The organism is Martelella sp. AMO21009 (genome assembly GCF_053484295.1).
The window spans coordinates 19,353-35,785 of sequence record NZ_JBAKFR010000012.1 but is presented as its reverse complement, the minus strand read 5'-3'; the positions used below and the strand labels follow the sequence as shown (position 1 = coordinate 35,785).

Here is a 16,433-nt window from a genome sequence, read left to right as displayed (position 1 = left end):
GCAAGAGAATGGGATATAAATCTGTCTTTGCGCCGAACCTTTTCAACGGGCAGGTGATCGTCGTCACCGGTGGCGGCTCGGGGCTCGGGCGCTGCACCGCACATGAGCTGGCAGCGCTCGGGGCGCAGGTGATCATCGTAGGGCGCAATACCGAAAAGCTCGACAAAGTGGTTGCGGAGATCACCGAGGACGGCGGTAAATGCGCCGCGATGACCTGCGATATCCGCGTCGAGGACCAGGTCATTTCGGTGGTCGACGGCACGCTGAAGCGCTTCGGCGCGCTCCACGGCCTTGTGAACAACGCAGGCGGCCAGTACCGCGCCGAGATGAGGACGCTCAGCACCAAGGGGTTCGAGGCGGTGGTCCGCAACAACCTGACCGGCGGCTTCATCTTCATGCGCGAGGTCTACAATCGCTGGATGGAGGCGAACGGCGGGTCGATCGTCAACATCATCGCCGATATCTGGCACGGCTGGCCCGAGTTCGCCCATTCCGGCGCGGCGCGCGGCGGCATGTTCACCCTGACCGAAACCGCGGCCTGCGAATGGGCGCATTCGGGCGTGCGGGTGAATTCGGTGGCACCGGGCGGCATCGCCTCTTCGGGCTTTGATAAATATGAGCCGCATATCACCCAGCGCCTGCTGGACTATGCCGCCAAGGTGCCTCTGCCGCGCTACGGGACCGAGGCCGAGATCTCGGCGGCCATCGTCTATCTGCTCTCGCCCGCGGCGGCCTATATCACCGGCTCCTGCCTGCGGGTCGACGGCGGCGCACCGAATGCGCGCCAGACCTGGACAGGCGCCTATGAGGCGAAAAACATCCCGGAATTTAATGGGTTTCACCGCTCGGTGATGCCCGAGATCCTGAAAAGGGGACAGCAAGGCTAGACGAGACGCATGTGCATATCCCGGGAAGGAGGAGCCCCCGGGGGTCCAACGGAGGAGGATGACATGACTGCGCAATCCCGCTTTACCACAAGCCATTTCCCGAAATACGAAACCGGCCCGCTAATCGGCGGCACCTTGGGCGAACTGATGCTGAAGAATGCCGAACTGGTGCCCGACCGCATGGCCCTTGTCGAGGGGGTGGCCGACCCCGCCAAGCGGCGGCGCTGGACTTATCGCGAGTTTGTCGACGAGGCACAGCTTCTGGCCCGTGCGCTGCTTGACACTTTCGAGCCGGGCGACCGCATCGGCCTTCTGGCGCCGGAAACGCCGGAATGGGTGCTGTTCCAGCACGCGCTGAGCTTTGCCGGGCTGATCAACGTGCCGATCAACCCCGCCTATACCGAGCGCGAGGTGGAATACATCCTGAGCAATGCCGGGGCAGCAGGTATCATCCATGCGGATGTGTCGCGCGGCAAGAACCTTGTCGCCATCGTACAGGAGGTCATGGCCAGGCTTGATCATGTCAAGGCGGCGATCAACTTCTCGGATGTCGAAACCCTGAAGGCCTCTGCCGATCCCGCCCGCCCGCTGCCCGCTCAAAAGGCCGACGATATTATCCAGATCCAGTATACCTCGGGGACCACGGGGTTTCCCAAGGGCGCCTGTCTGCATCACCGGGGGGTCATCAACGCCGCCCATTTCATCGTGGAGCGGGCGGATTTCCCGATGGGCGGTGTCTGGCTCAACACCATGCCGATGTTCCATATCGGCGGCTCCATCGTGTCGGAGATCGGCGTGTTCTCGCGTCAAGGGACTTTCATCCTGATGCAGAGCTTCGACCCGGCGCTGTTCCTTCAACTCATCGAGGAGGAGGGCGTGCAATGCTCGCTCATCGTGCCGACGATGATCACCGCGCTGCTGAACCATCCCGATGCCAAAACCCGGGATATCAGGAGCTTCAACTCGATCCTCTCGGGGGCATCGGCGGTGCCCGAGACGCTGGTAAAGCGCGCCAAGGCCGAGTTCGGGGTGCAGTTCGCCATCATGTATGGGCAGACGGAATCGAACGGGCCCTTCTTGGAAACCTTCACCACCGACAGCGACGAGTTGCAGGCGCAGACCATCGGCAGGCCGATCCCGCATGTGGAGGTCAAGGTTGTGGATCCCGCCACCGGCGAGACGGTGCCACTGGACACCATCGGCGAATACTGGGTGCGCGGTTTCAACACGATGACCGAATATTACGGCAAACCCGAGGAGACGGCGGAGACGCTCACCCCGGACGGGTGGCTGCGCACCGGCGATCTGGGCATGATGGACGAGCAGGGCTATTTCCGCATCACCGGGCGGCTCAAGGAGATGATCATCCGCGGCGGCATGAACCTCTATCCCGCCGAGATCGAGAACGTGCTTTTCGAGCATGACGAGGTGGTTCAGGTGGCGGTGATCGGCCTGCATGACGACACTTGGGGCGAGACGGTCTGCGCGGTGATCCATCCCAGGGACCACGACAACCTGCCCGATTGCTGCGCGCTCTGGTCCTATTGCCGCGAGCGGCTGTCGCCGCAGAAGACGCCGGAACACTGGATCTTTGTCGACCACTTTCCGATTACGGCCACCGGCAAGATCCAGAAGAACGTGCTCAAGGACTGGGTCGAGGAGGGCCGCATCGTTCCGCATGGCTGGGTCCGTCCGCAGCGCGATTCCAAGATCGCATGATGGGGGGCCGGCCCGTCGCGCTGGTCACTGGCGCCTCCGGCGGAATCGGGGGCGCCATCGCCGAGGCGCTGGCGGCGGCGGGGTTCGACCTCGTCCTTGCCGGGCGGAGCGTCACATCGGCGTTCGAGGCGCGTGCGGCGGCGCTGGAAGGGCGCCGCGCGAAGGTGCATTTGCTGCCCGGCGATCTGGCCTGCGATGCGGCACGGCCCGGCTTTGTCGAGGATGCCTTCGCTGCCTTCGGGCGGCTCGACTGTCTGGTGAACAACGCGGGCGTTTCGGTGATGAACCGGGGCGACATTCTGGATGTGACGCCCGAAAGCTTTGACCGCTGCATGGCGTTGAATCTGCGCGCGCAGTTCTTTCTGATCCAGGAGGTGGCGCGGCGGATGATTGCCACGCCGTCGGATCGGCGGCGCAGCATCGTGACCGTCACCACCGTGGCGGTGGATCACCATGTTGGCAAGGTGCTGGCGGAATACACCATTTCGAAAGCCGGGCTGGCCCATGCGCTGCAGCACTGGGCAGTGCGGCTCGAACCCGAGGGAATTGACTGCTACGAGGTGCGGCCGGGCATGATGAAGACCGACATGACCGCGACGACCACCGGCAAATACGACGCACTGATCGCCGGCGGTTTCGTGCCCGCCGGACGCTGGGGCGAGGTATCGGAGGTCGGGCGCGCGGTGGCGATGCTGGCCTCCGGGGTGCTGGGCTATGCCACCGGCCAGACCATCCATGTGGACGGCGGAATGCGCTTCAAGAGTTTCTGAAAGGGCGGAGCGATGTGCGAGGAGACGATGCGTGCGGTCCGGCTCTGCGGGCCGGGTGATCTGCGGCTGGCGAAGGTGGCGCGGCCCGCGCCAGGGCCGGGCGAGGTTCTGCTGAAGGTTCTGGCGGCGGGGCTTTGCCAGACCGATGTGCATATCCGTCGCGCCACCGACAGCCGCACGCCGGACGGTACCATCCTCGGCCATGAAATCGCCGGAGAGGTGGCGGCGCTTGGGCCGGGGGTTACGGGCTGGCAGCCTGGCGACCGGGTGGTCGTGCATCCCTGCTGGGCCTGCGGCCGGTGCCGCGCCTGTCGCGCGGGGCGCGAGAACGAGTGCCACCGGACCGCCGGGCGGCGCAGCCCGCCCGCGACGCCGGGGGTGACCCGGCACGGCGGCATGGCGGACTATGTGGTGGTGCCGGCTTCGGCGATTTTCGATATCGGCGATCTCGATCCGGCGCTTGCGGCGCCGCTGACCGACGCCGCGCTCACCTCGTACCGGGCCATTCTTTCCTGCGGGGAGCTGCTGGCGCCGGGCGCCACGGCGGTGGTCATCGGTCTGGGCGGTCTGGGCAACATGGCGCTCCAGATCCTGCGGGCGGTGACTGGGCTGCGCTGCGTGGGGATTGACCGGTCCGAGCCGGCGCGGGAGGCCAGTCGCGACTGGGCCGATGTGCTTTACGGATCCGAGGACGGAACGATCGAGGCGGTTCAGGCGCTGACCGGGGGCATCGGGGCCGAGATCGTGCTGGATTTCGTCGGAACCGATGCCACGCTGGAGATGGCGGCGCGCATGGTGGCGCGCGGGGGCGCGATCCGGGTGGTCGGTCTGTCGGGCGGCACACTTCCGCTTCTGGCACGCTCGGCCAACAACCCGCTCCCGCGCGGGGTCACGGTGATGTGCCCCTATAGCGGGACATATAACGATCTGGTCGAGGTAATCGCTCTTGCCCGCTCCGGCGCCATCGTGCCGCCTGTCCGGCGCTTCGATCTGGACGAGGCGCTGGACGCGCTCGATCTGCTAGAGGCCGGCGAGATCCGGGGGCGGGCGGTGTTGCTGCCGCAGAACGCTTCCGTTTAAGCCTGAAGGATTCTATTGCGCGCGCGTCAACACGGCCGCTTGCGCACCAGTTCGGCCACCACGCCGGTTACCAGAAGCTCGTCGCGCGTATTGCGCAGACTCACGCGGTCGGTGACGATCCCGGCGCCGGGGCGTGAGGCGCTCTCGCGCAACGCGACCGTCTCCCATTCGGCCTGCACCGTGTCGCCGATCCGGACCGGTGCCAGGAAACGCACCTCGGACCAACCGAGCAGCGCAATCCCAGAAGAGACCAGCCGTCCCGCCCGCACCACGAGCCCATGCATCAGCGCCAGATTCAGCATGCCATGCGCAATGCGCCCCCTGAATTCCGTGCCTTCCGCATGGGCCTGGCTGGTGTGCAGCTCGGCCATATCGCCGGTGAGCCCGGCGAAGGTGACGATGTCCGCCTCGGTCACGGTGCGCGTGGGCGAAAGCCCGCGATGACCCACGGCCTGATCCTCGAACCAGTCCCGCTGCTCTGGAGAATGCCCGCTCAATGGTAGGCCTCCACATTGCCAAGATAGCTTTGATGCAGCGTCGGGTCGTCGCGCAGCTCCGGCCCGGGCCCTTCGGCCCGGACCTTGCCGACCGCCATGACATAGCCATAGTCCGCCAGCGCGAGCGCCGCATCAGCGTGTTGCTCGACCAGCAGGATCGTCAGCCCGTCCTCGCGCAGTCGGGCGAGGATCTCGAAGATCCTGTCCACCACGAGCGGTGCAAGGCCGAGGCTCGGCTCGTCCAGCATCAGAAGCTTGGGCGCGGCCATCAGCGCACGCGACACCGCGACCATCTGCTGTTCGCCGCCCGACATCGTGCCGGCGCGCTGCGAGAACCGTTCCTTCATTACTGGGAACAGCTCGAGCACATAGGCCAGCCGCTCTTCGTAGCGCTCCGCAGCGTCGGGCAGACGCGCCAACCTGTGAAAGCCCAGCCGCAGGTTCTCCTCGACCGTCAGCGGCGCGAAAAGCTGGCGCCCCTCGGGCACCTGCACCACACCCAACTCGACCACCTCGGCGGGCTTCAGCTTCGTGATGTCGCGATCCTCGAGCAAGATCCGTCCCGAATAAGTCGAGACCATGCGCGAGATGGTGTTGACCGTGGTGGATTTGCCCGCGCCGTTGGCGCCGACGATGGAGACGATCTTGCCCTCGGGAATCTCGAGCGACACGTCTTCCAGCGCGGTCGAGGAATTGTATCCGGCGGTGACGTTTTCAAACCGTAGCATCGGCGGCCCTCTTTCCGATATAGGCGGCAATCACCGCGCGGTTGCGGCTGACCTCGGCGGGGGTGCCGTCGGCGATCTTGGCCCCATGATCCATCACCACCACCGTGTCGCAGGCGGACATGATGAAGTCGATGTCGTGCTCGACCAGCAGCATGCTCATGCCGCGTTTCTTCAGAAGCGCCAGCATTTCGGCGAGATTGCGGGTCTCGGCATCGTTAAGTCCGGCGGCAGGCTCGTCGAGCATCAGGAGGTCCGGCCCCGAGGCCAGCGCCCGGGCGATATCGACAAGGCGGAGCTGGCCGAGCGTCAGCGTCGAGATCTGCGATCCCGCCCGGTCGGCAAGGCCTACGAAATCGAGAAGCTTCATGCCGCGTTTGCGGCTTTCTGCCTCGTGCCTGCGCCGGTCGCGGCTGCGGAAGATCGAGGGCAGGATCCCATCGGGAAAGGCCGGGTGCATGCCCATCTGGACGTTCTCGAGCACCGTCAGCCCGCGGAAGAGCCGCACCACCTGGAAGGTGCGCGCCATACCCATCGGGCTGCGGGTATGGGCGGGCTGGCGGGTGACCCGTTCGCCCTTGAAGAAGATCTCGCCCGAGGTCGGCGGCCGCACTCCGGTCACCAGATCGAAGGTGGTGGATTTGCCCGCGCCGTTGGGCCCGATCAACCCCTTCACCTCGCCGGGCTCGATGCGGAACGAGACCTGGTTCACCGCCACCAGCCCGCCGAAGCGCTGCACCACGTCTTCGAGCTGCAGTAGGGGGCCGGCGTTCGCTGTGTCCTTCATTGCTGCAGCTCCCCTCTCAGCTCGCGGTCCTGTGCCCGCGCCTGTGCCGATGTGCTGTACCCGGCCAGCCAGTGATGGCGTTCGAAGAGACCCGAAAGTCCGTGCGGAAGGAACAGCAGGAAAATCAGGATGAAAGCGCCGTAGATCACGGTCTCCAGCTCTCCGAAGGAGGTGAGGACCTGCGGCAGCACCACAACGATCGCCGCGCCCACGATGGGGCCAAAGCGCGTGCCAAGCCCGCCCATCACGACGATGGTCAGAAGCGATACCAGCACATGGAACTCCGACAGTGATGGATCGACCCGCAGCGAGGTAAGGCCGAAGCAGACCCCTGCGACGGCGGCAAGGACACCCGAAAGCACCAGCACCCGCAGCTTGTAACGGGTGACCCGGACACCCAGCGCCTGCGCGGCGGTCTCGTCGTCACGGATCGCCTGCATGGCGCGGCCCAGATGCGAGCGGATGAGGAAATCGTGCAAGAAGAGCGTCGCACCCGCCAGCACGAGCACCACATAATAGATGCCCGTCCGGCCCAGGGGTTCGCCTTCCAAGGTGAGAGGCGGCACCGCGATTCCACTCTGCCCGCCGGTGAACTCGATCCAGCGGTTCGCGACCCCGTTCTGGATCAGCATGAAGGCCAGCGTGGCCATGGCGAGATAGTGGCTCCGGAGCCGCAGCAGAGGCAGGGCGATCAGCAGCGACAGCACCGCTACCAGCGCCAGCGACCCGGCGAAGGCCGCCGCCGGATGCCAGCCCAGCATGGTCTGGAGCATTCCGAAGGCATAGGCGCCGATGGCGTAGAAGGCGGGCAGGCCCAGCGAGATCTGCCCGGTGAAGCCGTAGAGCAGATTGAACCCCATGCAGAGGATCGCGTAGATCCAGACCAGCATGGCGAGCCGGATGTGGAAGCCGCTGGTCAGCAGCAGCGGCAGCAACGCGCCGAGGGCGAGAAAGACCAGCACCGGAACGATCGTGGGGGCGCGGGGCGCGTCGGGGTGTTTCTGTGCCATATCAGCGCCGCTCCGCTTCGTAATCGCCCAGAAGGCCGTAGGGCCGCACGATCAGCACTATGAGGATCAGCACGAAGATCGCGGGTTCGGCGTAAAGCGAGGTGCCGTAGCCGGCCATTTGCGCCTCTATCATGCCGATGGCGAGCCCACCCGCGGCGGCGGCAAAGGGAGAGCCCAGCCCGCCGAGGATTGCCGCCATGAAGCCCTTGACCGTCAGTAGCAGGCCCATGCCCACATGGGCGCCGAGCAGCGGCCCGACCATCATGCCGGCCACGCCCGAGATCGCGGCGGCATACATGAAGGTGAACTGCACGATGCGTTCCGAGCGGATGCCCATCAGCAGCGCCACCTTGGGATCGACCCCGGTTGCCCGGACGGAGAGACCAAAGCGCGTGCGGTAGAGGATGAACCAGGTCACGGCGAGAAAGACGAAGAACAGCGCGATCAGCGAAATCTGCTGCGAATTGGTGATCAGCACGCCCAGCCGCATCGGCTGCAGCGACAGGATGGGCGGGACGAATTTCTGTTCGTGCCCCCAGATCAGGAAAGAGGCGCCGTAGATCATGATCGCCGCGGCCAGCGTGCCGATCATGATGGTCAGCGGTTCGGCCCGGCGCCGCACCAGCGGGCGGTAGACACCGTAGTCCAGCCCCATCGCGACTACGACGGCCACAACCACCACGGCGATCAGCGCCAGCGGCCAAGGCAGGGCGAGGGTCACCAGGAACAGCACCGCGCTCATGGCGCCGAGCATCACGAAATCCCCCTGGGCGAAGTTGATCACACGGGAGGCGCCGTAGATGACCGACAGCGACAGGGCAATGAGCCCATAGACGCTGCCATTGGTCAGCCCGGCCAGCAGCAGGTAACTCAGTTTCATCAGCATGAGCGGCTCCGGTCCTGGGAAAAGGTCCTGGGAAAGGCGGGCGGAGAGCTTGCCCCGCCCGCCGTGGCCCCAATCAGTTGGCGAGCTTCGACGTGTCGGCGCCGATCAGCTCCTGGCCATCCTTGGCCACTTCGACGAAGACGAAGAACCCGCTATCCGTCGGTCCGTGATGGCCGGTGAAATCGTATGTGGCCCCCTTCTGCCCCTGCAGGCCGGCGAAATTGCCCAGCCGCACCGTTGCCTCCACGATGGCATCGCGCGCGCCCTGTAGGTTGCCGGCCTGGATCTGCTCCTGCACGGCGGCATCCCCGAGCACCCTGGCCATCAGTATTCCCGCGTCATGCCCCTGCGCGGGAGACGGCGAGAGTGCCAGCGGCCCGAACTTGTCGGCATAGTCCGACATGAAACTGGCGACATCCTCACGGGTCGGATCGACAGAGGAGGGGACCAGCACACCGTTTCCGGTTTCGGCGGCCAGGTCGCGGAAGGCTTTCATCAGCCCCACGCGCGGCATGATCACGGGCTGGGTCAGGCCGAGCTGACGAATCGTCCGCATCACCCGTGCGCCATCGGCCGGGTACGGGTAGATCAGGATGACATCAGGGTCGGACTGCATCACGTTGATGATCTGCGGCGTCACGTCGGTGGCCGCAACGTCATAGGTCTGCTGCGTCGTGATCTCTATCCCCCTGGGCGTCAGTACCTCGACGGCCGATGCCGCGCCGGTGATCCCGAAGGGCACCGAGTTGTTGATGATCGCAACCTTCTTCACGCCCTTCTCGGTCAGCGCGTCGGCAACGGCGATGGAATCCTGCGTGACCTTGGGGCCGAAACGGAACTGGTACTTGGCATCGTCGGTCAGCTGCGGGGAGGCTGCCGCCAGGATATAGAGCGGGATCTTGTTCTGGTTGGCGACGGTCACCAGCGAGTTGGCCACCGCCGAGGGGCTGCCGCCGATAATCATCAGCGCCTTGTCGTCCTCGGCGCAGCGGGTGCCGAAATTCGCGGCGAGCTGCGGGTCGGTCTTGCTGTCATAGGCGATCAACTCGACCTTCTGGCCGTTGATGCCGCCCGCCGCGTTCAGCGACTCGAGCTGCATGTTGAGGCCGTTGAGGCTCTCGATCCCGGTATCCGCAGCGGCGCCGGAGCGGTCGTCCACATCGCAGACGATGAGGTCAAGCGGCTCGGCTGCGGCGAGCCCTGCGCTGAGAGTCAATGCAGCAGCGGCCAGCGCCGCCGTAGTCCTTCTGGATTTCAGCATGGTTTTCCTCCCTGTTGTGGCGTCCGTCCCGCGCTTTGCGCGACGGTTTGCAGCGGCGTCCGGCTCTTCCTCCCGAACGGTACGCTGGCTACTTTATACGGTACATTACTATTTTTTATCGAACAAGGTATTTTGCGGTGATACGTGATGGTGACTCAACTTTTTTTGATCTTCTGTTTTGCGGTAAAAACGGCATTACTTGGTTCATGCCTGCCGAAATTTTCGCCGAGAGAAGAAAAACGTAAGTCTAACTCACTTTTGGGGCTTCGGTCCCGAGGGAGCGGCACCCGCGCATTTCCGCAGCCCGTGCATCGTGGCGATCCGCAGTCAATGCACCATCTCGGTGATGATCTGGATGATCTCGATATAGCTCTTGAAAAGGTAGTAACTTGCCGCCAGCACCAGAAGGGCGGGCAAAAGCGCCCACCAGCCAAGTCCGCCCCAGGCGAACCAGAGAAAAAGGCCGGTGACCGCGATACCCATGAAGCCGGCGCCAAGGCGTCCGAGCTTCAGGATCAGCCGCAAGGCGGGGAAGCGGTCCATGGGCGGCCTCGGCGTCCGTCAGAGATGGTTCTGGATCGAACTGAGCAGCGACTTCAACCCGCCTTCGCGGGGAGCGGGCTGCTTCTCGCGCGGGTCCACGGCCAACTCGGGCACGCCCCGGCAGCCGGGAATGCAGGCCTTGTCCTCGGCCATCTGCGCCTCATATGCCATGTCTTCCTCTTCGGAAATGATCCGGTCCCTGTTCTCGGCGCGGTAATCGTCGAGCCCGATCAGCGCGGCACCGAGCGCGCCGGCGATCTGCGGCCGGTCGGGGAGGATCAGCGGCATCCCCAGCGCCTCCTGGATATAGTGCACCGCCGCAGCGTTGCGGGCGACGCCGCCGGTCATCACCACCGGGCCCTTCTTGCCGACCCGGCCCACAAGGCCCAGCGTTCGCGCGGCAATCGCCGCGTGCACCGCGCCCAGTACATCGGTCTTGGGGTGCCCCTCGGCCAGCAGCGAGATAACTTCGGTTTCCGCGAAGGTCGCGCACATGGACGAGATTTTGAGTTTCTCCTTGGCGCCGAGCGCCACCTTGCCCAACTGATCGAGGTCGATCTCGACCGCCCGCGCCAGTACTTCGAGAAATTTTCCCGTACCCGCGGCACAGCGGTCGTTCATGGCGAATTGCGCGACGAGCCCGTTCTGATCGACTGAGATGACCTTGCTGTCCTGCCCGCCGATGTCGATCACCAGCCGGGCGTCGCGCACCATCGAGACGGCGCCGCGGGCATGGCAGGTGATCTCGGTATAGTTCTTGTCAGCGCCCTCCAGCATCCGCCGCCCGTAACCGGTGGAGACCGTGCGACCGATGTCGTCGCGGGTGAGCCCCGCCGCCTCCAGCGCCTGTTCCATCGAGGCGGTGACCCCGCCGCCCGAGACCGCGCCCATATGGGCGACGGACTGGGCAATCATGTCGCCCTTGAGGTCCAGAATGACCGTCTTGGCGGTGGTGGAGCCGAAATCGACCCCCATCACATAGCGTTTCATATGCTCGCTCCTTTCCTTGCGCGCGGCGGCCTAGGCCGCCCCTGCCATGCGCCGGGATTCGATGGCTTCGAGCATCGCCTCGACCCGGCTGTTGAGCACCTCGTCCTTGTAGAAGCTCTCGTCCGTCACATCGCCCTCGAACATCGAGGTGGGTATGCCCAGATCGCGCGTCGCGGTCTCTGCAATCAGGAATTGCGGGTTGGTGAAGGCGCGGCAGGTGCGCGAGGCGTGGATCACCATCCCGTCGACCTGGAACTTGCGGCAGAGGTCCATGATCAGCTTGATCAGGATCGGCGAGGCGTGGTTGTTGGGGCAGATCAGGAAGTTCTGCGCCATGCCGCGCAGCGGCGCGTTGGGATCGATGAGCGACGGTTCCTGCCAGAAGGCCATATGGGTGTAGCGCCCGGCGATCACCGCCGCATCGTAATTGGCAAATTTGTTGGCCAGCCAGCCGACCTTGTTCCAGTTCATGATGCCGTCGAAGAAGAGCCGGTATTTTTCGTCCGGCACGCAGCCCTCGCCGCTGGCGACGCGGGCCTTTACTTCGTCGAGTACCGTCTCGAAATAGTCCTTCACTCCCGCCACTGGCAGGTTGTTGATCGGCGCGATCGACACCACCCAGTCGAAGAAGCTGGCGGGTGCGGGCTGCGCGGTGCACAGATCCATCGCCTCGAGCCGCAGTTCCGAGGCGCGCTTGATGTCGGCCATCATCGCGTAGAGTCTGTCCCATGGATAGGGCTTGCCAGTCTGCTCCTCGATGAACTTGATCATGTCGAAGAGCTGGCGCGTGACGTAATCCGAGGTCTCTTCCCACTCCTCGCCCTGAAGATAGGCGGCATCGGGTTTCGAGCCCCAGATCCACGGGATCGAGACATTGAAGATCGGGACCTTCTTGCCGAAAACGCGCGAGGTCATCTCGTCCCATTGCTGGCCGGTCGAGCAATAGGCATAGGCCGAGATGATCATGTCTGGCGCGGGCAGTTTCCAGGTCAGGTCGTCCTCGTCCGGCACCGCGGCGCCGGTGCCATCGCCACGCAACCGCTGGTTCGACACGGCACAGCCCAGATGGGTGCGGGCGTAGGAGCAGAGTTCGCGCATATAGCCGCGCTCTTCGGCGACCTGCTGCGCCTTCACCTCCTGGTGGCGGGCGGCGAGCATGGCGGAATAGGCCTCACCATGGACCCAGCAAATGTCGGCGGCCTCGAGGAAGGGGTTGATCGCCGAACCTTCGTACCAGCAGATCAGCTTGCCCTCTTCCTTTGCGCGCCAGACCATTTCCCAATAGTCGTTGACGAGCTTGCCCGCGATGCGGGTCGATTTCAGCTTGTTGGCTTTCTTGCCCTCGGTGGGCTGGACGGCGATGTTCATGGCATGTCTCCTGTTCTCGGAAGGGCTCAGGCGGCTTCGCGGCGTTTCACGATTTCGACGAAAGTTTCGACCCGGGTCTTGAGGCTTTCGAGCGCCATGCCCTCGTGCTCGGTCTCGATTAGCAGATGCGGCATCCGGGCTTTTTCGAAGGCTTCCTTGACCTCGGGGTAGTAATACATGTGCGGCTCGCAGAACTTGGCCATGAGCACGATCATCCCGTCGGCGCGTTCCTCGCGCATGGCCTTGAGCAGATAGGCATCCCAGTCGACGTTGTTCTGCACGCGGGTGGGGCAGGGCACGCCGGTATTGCGGTCCATATACCACCGTGCGAGCCCCGCGACCGGGTCGCCCGCCTCTGGCACGTCGGTCGAGATGTAGCGGAAACCGTGGTAGAGATCGTCGCCCACGATTGTGACGCCGCATTCCTCGATCATCGCCAGCAGCTCGGGCTTCGGCGCCTGGCAGAAATGGCCGGAAAGGTGCATCCGCACGGTACGCCCGGCAGGCGCGGGGGCGGTGCCGAAGGTCTCGATCAGCGCAGCGATCAACCCGGTGTGCTCGGCCTTGTCCATGACCATGGAGCTTTTCACCACATGCTGCATCTCGACCGAACTGAGCGGCGCGGTGCCCGCCTTGCGCATTTCGTAAAGCTTGCGGATCAGCGCGCGGTTGCGGTTGAATAGCCGGATCGAGGCATGCAGCCTGTCGTCCGCGACCTTGTGGCCGACGAAATCCTCAAGCTCCTCGCGCAGCTTGGTAAAGCTTTCTTCCGAGCGGCCCTGGGTCCAGGGATCGCACATCGACGAGATGAGCTGGAAAAAGATCACCCGAGTCTCCGGCAGCTTCATGCGGATCGCGTCGGCCATGCCCAGAAGCTGCACGCAATGGTCGCCGAACATGATCGCGTCGAGCACGTCGAATTCGCCTCGCGCGGCCTGATCCACCATCGAACGGGTGTAGCCGCAGTAGAAAGGGAACAGCACGCCATGACCCACGGTGATGGCCTCGTCGCTTTCCTGCAGGATCATCGGCAACGTGTCGGCCGCATGGGCCAGCTCGCCCGGAAAGTTCATCGGGAACGACCCGATCACCGGCTTGCCGGTCCTTGCCTTCCAGACCTTTGCATAACCCAGCGGGTCCCGCGCCGCTGCGGCAAGGCGTTCGATGATCTCGGATCTGTCCACTTTGTCCTCCCTTGGCATCGCGGTTCCTCTTCCGCTCGCTGTAAATGAGTATAGCTCACCTTTCGTTTCGATCAATAGGAATTGTACGCTAGCGTTTTTGTTTGACGTTCAGGGCAAACAACTGCATGATTGACTTAACTTAATGGCTCGGTGCCTGCGGTTTTCGCGAGGCTCTCGGTGCCTGAAAGAAATGGTAATTAAGACTCAATAAGGAGAAGTACATGGGTCCGCTGACCGGGGTGCGTATCGTCGAGATGGCGAATATCGGGCCGGCGCCGTTCTGTGCGATGCTGCTGGCCGACATGGGGGCCGAGGTCATCAGCGTGCAGCGCTTGGCGACCGGAGATCTGGGTTTTGCCATCGACCCGCGCTTCGATTTCCTCAATCGCTCCAAGCGCGCGGTGGGAGTCGATCTGAAATCGCCCGACGGCGTGGCGCTGGTGACCGAATTGGTCGCCGGTGCAGACATGCTAATCGAGGGTTTTCGTCCCGGTGTGATGGAGCGACTGGGGCTGGGGCCGGAGGTTTGTCTCGGGGTCAATCCGAAGCTGGTCTATGGCCGCATGACTGGCTGGGGGCAGGAGGGGCCCATGGCGAATATGGCCGGACACGACATCAACTATATCGCCATGGCGGGCGCCCTGGCGGCCATCGGTCCGAAGGGCGGCGCACCGGTGATACCGCTGAACCTCGTGGGCGATTTCGGCGGCGGCTCGCTCTATCTTGCCATGGGGCTGCTGGCCGCGCTGACCGAGGCGCGTACCTCCGGGCAGGGGCAGGTGGTGGATGCGGCGATGGTCGATGGGGTGGCGAGCCTGATGGCCATGCATACAGGCTATCGTCAGGCGAAGTTCTGGTCGCTGGAGCGCGGGACGAACGCCGTCGATGGCGGTGCGCCCTGGTACGCGGTCTACGAGACGAAGGACGGCAGGTGGATGGCAGTGGGCGCGGTGGAGAAACGCTTCTACGCCGAGATGATTTCGCTGCTGGACCTCGACGCGGACAGTCTGCCGGGCCAGAACGACCGCAAGCGCTGGGACGAACTGCGCGGAATCCTTGCCGCGCGTTTCGCCGAAAAGACGCGCGACGAGTGGGAGGCGGTGTTCAGCGGCACCGATGCCTGCGTGACCCCGGTGCTCGACATGGACGAGGCGCCAGGCCATCCCTCGGCCCGCGCCCGCGCCACGTATTTCGAGAAAGACGGGGTGCGCGAGCCGGCGCCCGCGCCGCGCTTCAGCCGCACGCCGAGCGCCATTCAGGGGCCGCCGCCCGATCCCATGGCCACGACCGCGCCCGCGCTGGCCGATTGGGGTCTGTCGGAAAGCCGCATCGCCGCTCTCCGCGACGCCGGGGTGATCGCCGGCGCCTGAGCCCTATTCGTCGAGCCGCGCTTCCAGCTTTTCGATGAGCCGCTCCAGCCGGTCGACCGTTGCGGCCATCGGATCCGCAGCGGCGCATTCCCCCGCGAGGATGCCGCGCATGACGATCTTGGTGATCCCCGCCGCCGAAGCGTCGACCGAGAAATTCCCCTCGCCGCGCAGATAGGCCCAGGTCTGGTGCTCGATGGCACCGAAGATCATGTCGCGGACCAGGTTTATGTTCAGATCGGCGCGAAAGTCGCCTGACTTTTGCCCATCAGAGACCACCACCATCACCCGCTTCACCACCTCGCGGTTCTGCCGGTAGATGCCCATCTTACGATAATCCGGATCGGCGCGCAGCTCCATCAGCACAAAGCGCGTCAGCGCCGGTTCACGGCGCACGATCGACAACGACCACCAGATCGCCTGATAGAGCCGTTCGGAAATCGGCCCGTCCCGGCGGGCGGGGTAATCCTCGGAGAGGAATTCCTCGAACCAGTTTTCGGCCACCTGCACCAGCAGGTCGCGTCGGGTGGGGAAATACTTGTAGATCGTGCCCTCGGAGGTGCCGCAGCGTTCGGCCACCTCGGCGGTGGTGAAGGCCTCCGAGCCACGTTCGCGCAACACTGCGCGTGCGCTTTGCAGAATCGCCGCGACCCGTTGATCGCGGGGCAGCCTGCGGGCGGCGGGGCGGGGGGGATTGGTCGGCGCCATGTCCTAAGGCTTACTCACTTTGGTGGTACGCCTTTATTCCCGAAAACCGCTCCGCTGTCCATCACTCCAGTGGAATATCCGAAAATGTCGCGCCCAATGTGCTGCCTTCGGGTGCCACGCGGCCCGATAGCCGGTAGATGCAGCTCGACCGGAACACCAGTCGGTCGCCCACCCGGGCCAGCGTCTGCTGGAACAGCACCGCGCTGGTCGCCTTGAGCGTCATCGTTTGGCCTTCGAGCCAGTCGCCCAGCACGATCGGCGAGATATAGTCGAGCGACAGCGAAATCGTCGGCATGAGTTGCGTACGCAACGCCGGATCGTGCTGCTGGGAGGCATAAAGCTGCATATCGGCGAAAGAGGCGGTAATGCCGCCATGCATGGTCTGATGCGGGTTCAGATGCCGCCGCCCGACCCGCATCCCCAGCCGCAGGCTGCCGTCGGTCATCTTGCCGTAAAGCGGCCCGAGATATAGGTTGAATCCGTCTCCCATGGGCAGCGGCCGGAACCCGTCGGGCGGATCGTCGGGAATATCGTTCAGCACCAGATCGGCGGCGTCCTGTCGGCTCATGTCTCTCCTTCCCCAAGCATTCTGCACTATCAGAGCGGAGTGAGGCTCACCTGTCCAGAAAATAATTCACTAGATTACTATAT

At 64.4% G+C, this 16,433-nt stretch carries 17 protein-coding genes; 5 read left to right on the top strand and 12 right to left on the bottom strand.

The genetic code is table 11. From position 1 onward, the window contains the following. The first annotated feature begins 8 nt into the window (after positions 1–8). The 4 genes from V6766_RS14305 to V6766_RS14290 all read left to right on the top strand — a co-directional run bounded on the left by V6766_RS14305 (position 9) and on the right by V6766_RS14290 (position 4,456). Positions 9–887, top strand: coding sequence for an SDR family oxidoreductase (locus tag V6766_RS14305; protein WP_448467496.1), 879 nt, complete (start codon positions 9–11; stop codon positions 885–887). Positions 888–950: 63 nt separating this feature from the next. Then, on the top strand, positions 951–2,606 hold the full coding sequence (locus V6766_RS14300) for a class I adenylate-forming enzyme family protein (RefSeq protein ID WP_448467494.1): 1,656 nt from the start codon (positions 951–953) through the stop codon (positions 2,604–2,606). Next, positions 2,606–3,376 (top strand): 3-ketoacyl-ACP reductase, encoded by a 771-nt coding sequence (locus V6766_RS14295; protein ID WP_448467492.1) that lies wholly within the window; start codon positions 2,606–2,608, stop codon positions 3,374–3,376. The genes V6766_RS14300 and V6766_RS14295 overlap by 1 nt, the downstream gene beginning before the upstream one ends. Positions 3,377–3,403: 27 nt before the next feature. After that, positions 3,404–4,456 (top strand): NAD(P)-dependent alcohol dehydrogenase, encoded by a 1,053-nt coding sequence (locus V6766_RS14290; protein WP_448467490.1) that lies wholly within the window; start codon positions 3,404–3,406, stop codon positions 4,454–4,456. A gap of 26 nt (positions 4,457–4,482) precedes the next feature. Here V6766_RS14290 and V6766_RS14285 read toward each other — a convergent pair whose 3' ends face one another. The 10 genes from V6766_RS14285 to V6766_RS14240 form a co-directional block, all read right to left on the bottom strand. Beyond that, positions 4,483–4,953 carry a MaoC/PaaZ C-terminal domain-containing protein gene (locus tag V6766_RS14285; protein ID WP_448467488.1) on the bottom strand — a complete coding sequence of 157 codons (471 nt, stop codon included), beginning with the start codon at positions 4,951–4,953 and terminating at the stop codon, positions 4,483–4,485. Beyond that, positions 4,950–5,681, bottom strand: a complete 732-nt coding sequence (locus V6766_RS14280) for an ABC transporter ATP-binding protein (protein ID WP_448467486.1) — start codon at positions 5,679–5,681, stop codon at positions 4,950–4,952. The genes V6766_RS14285 and V6766_RS14280 overlap by 4 nt, the downstream gene beginning before the upstream one ends. Beyond that, positions 5,668–6,465, bottom strand: coding sequence for an ABC transporter ATP-binding protein (locus tag V6766_RS14275; protein ID WP_448467484.1), 798 nt, complete (start codon positions 6,463–6,465; stop codon positions 5,668–5,670). The genes V6766_RS14280 and V6766_RS14275 overlap by 14 nt, the downstream gene beginning before the upstream one ends. Beyond that, positions 6,462–7,475 (bottom strand): branched-chain amino acid ABC transporter permease, encoded by a 1,014-nt coding sequence (locus V6766_RS14270; protein WP_448467482.1) that lies wholly within the window; start codon positions 7,473–7,475, stop codon positions 6,462–6,464. Before V6766_RS14270 ends, V6766_RS14275 begins: the two co-directional genes overlap by 4 nt. 1 nt (position 7,476) lies before the next feature. Next, complete coding sequence (locus V6766_RS14265; RefSeq protein ID WP_448467480.1) at positions 7,477–8,361, bottom strand: branched-chain amino acid ABC transporter permease; 885 nt, start codon at positions 8,359–8,361, stop codon at positions 7,477–7,479. A 73-nt stretch (positions 8,362–8,434) separates the two neighbouring features. Next, a complete protein-coding gene (locus tag V6766_RS14260; protein WP_448467478.1) occupies positions 8,435–9,622 on the bottom strand; it encodes an ABC transporter substrate-binding protein in 1,188 nt (395 codons plus the stop codon). A 327-nt stretch (positions 9,623–9,949) separates the two neighbouring features. Continuing rightward, positions 9,950–10,165, bottom strand: coding sequence for a hypothetical protein (locus V6766_RS14255; protein ID WP_448467476.1), 216 nt, complete (start codon positions 10,163–10,165; stop codon positions 9,950–9,952). 18 nt (positions 10,166–10,183) lie between these two features. Continuing rightward, positions 10,184–11,155, bottom strand: a complete 972-nt coding sequence (locus V6766_RS14250; RefSeq protein ID WP_448467474.1) for an acyl-CoA dehydratase activase — start codon at positions 11,153–11,155, stop codon at positions 10,184–10,186. Positions 11,156–11,185: 30 nt separating this feature from the next. Continuing rightward, positions 11,186–12,523, bottom strand: a complete 1,338-nt coding sequence (locus V6766_RS14245; protein ID WP_448467472.1) for a 2-hydroxyacyl-CoA dehydratase subunit D — start codon at positions 12,521–12,523, stop codon at positions 11,186–11,188. Positions 12,524–12,549: 26 nt separating this feature from the next. After that, positions 12,550–13,707, bottom strand: coding sequence for a 2-hydroxyacyl-CoA dehydratase subunit D (locus tag V6766_RS14240; protein WP_448467470.1), 1,158 nt, complete (start codon positions 13,705–13,707; stop codon positions 12,550–12,552). Positions 13,708–13,928: 221 nt separating this feature from the next. Here V6766_RS14240 and V6766_RS14235 point away from each other — a divergent pair, with 221 nt between their 5' ends. Further along, positions 13,929–15,077 carry a CaiB/BaiF CoA transferase family protein gene (locus tag V6766_RS14235; RefSeq protein WP_448467468.1) on the top strand — a complete coding sequence of 383 codons (1,149 nt, stop codon included), beginning with the start codon at positions 13,929–13,931 and terminating at the stop codon, positions 15,075–15,077. A 3-nt stretch (positions 15,078–15,080) separates the two neighbouring features. Here V6766_RS14235 and V6766_RS14230 read toward each other — a convergent pair whose 3' ends face one another. Further along, positions 15,081–15,782, bottom strand: a complete 702-nt coding sequence (locus V6766_RS14230; RefSeq protein WP_448467466.1) for a TetR/AcrR family transcriptional regulator — start codon at positions 15,780–15,782, stop codon at positions 15,081–15,083. A 61-nt stretch (positions 15,783–15,843) separates the two neighbouring features. Next, positions 15,844–16,350, bottom strand: coding sequence for a PaaI family thioesterase (locus V6766_RS14225; protein ID WP_448467464.1), 507 nt, complete (start codon positions 16,348–16,350; stop codon positions 15,844–15,846). Positions 16,351–16,433 lie beyond the last annotated feature (83 nt).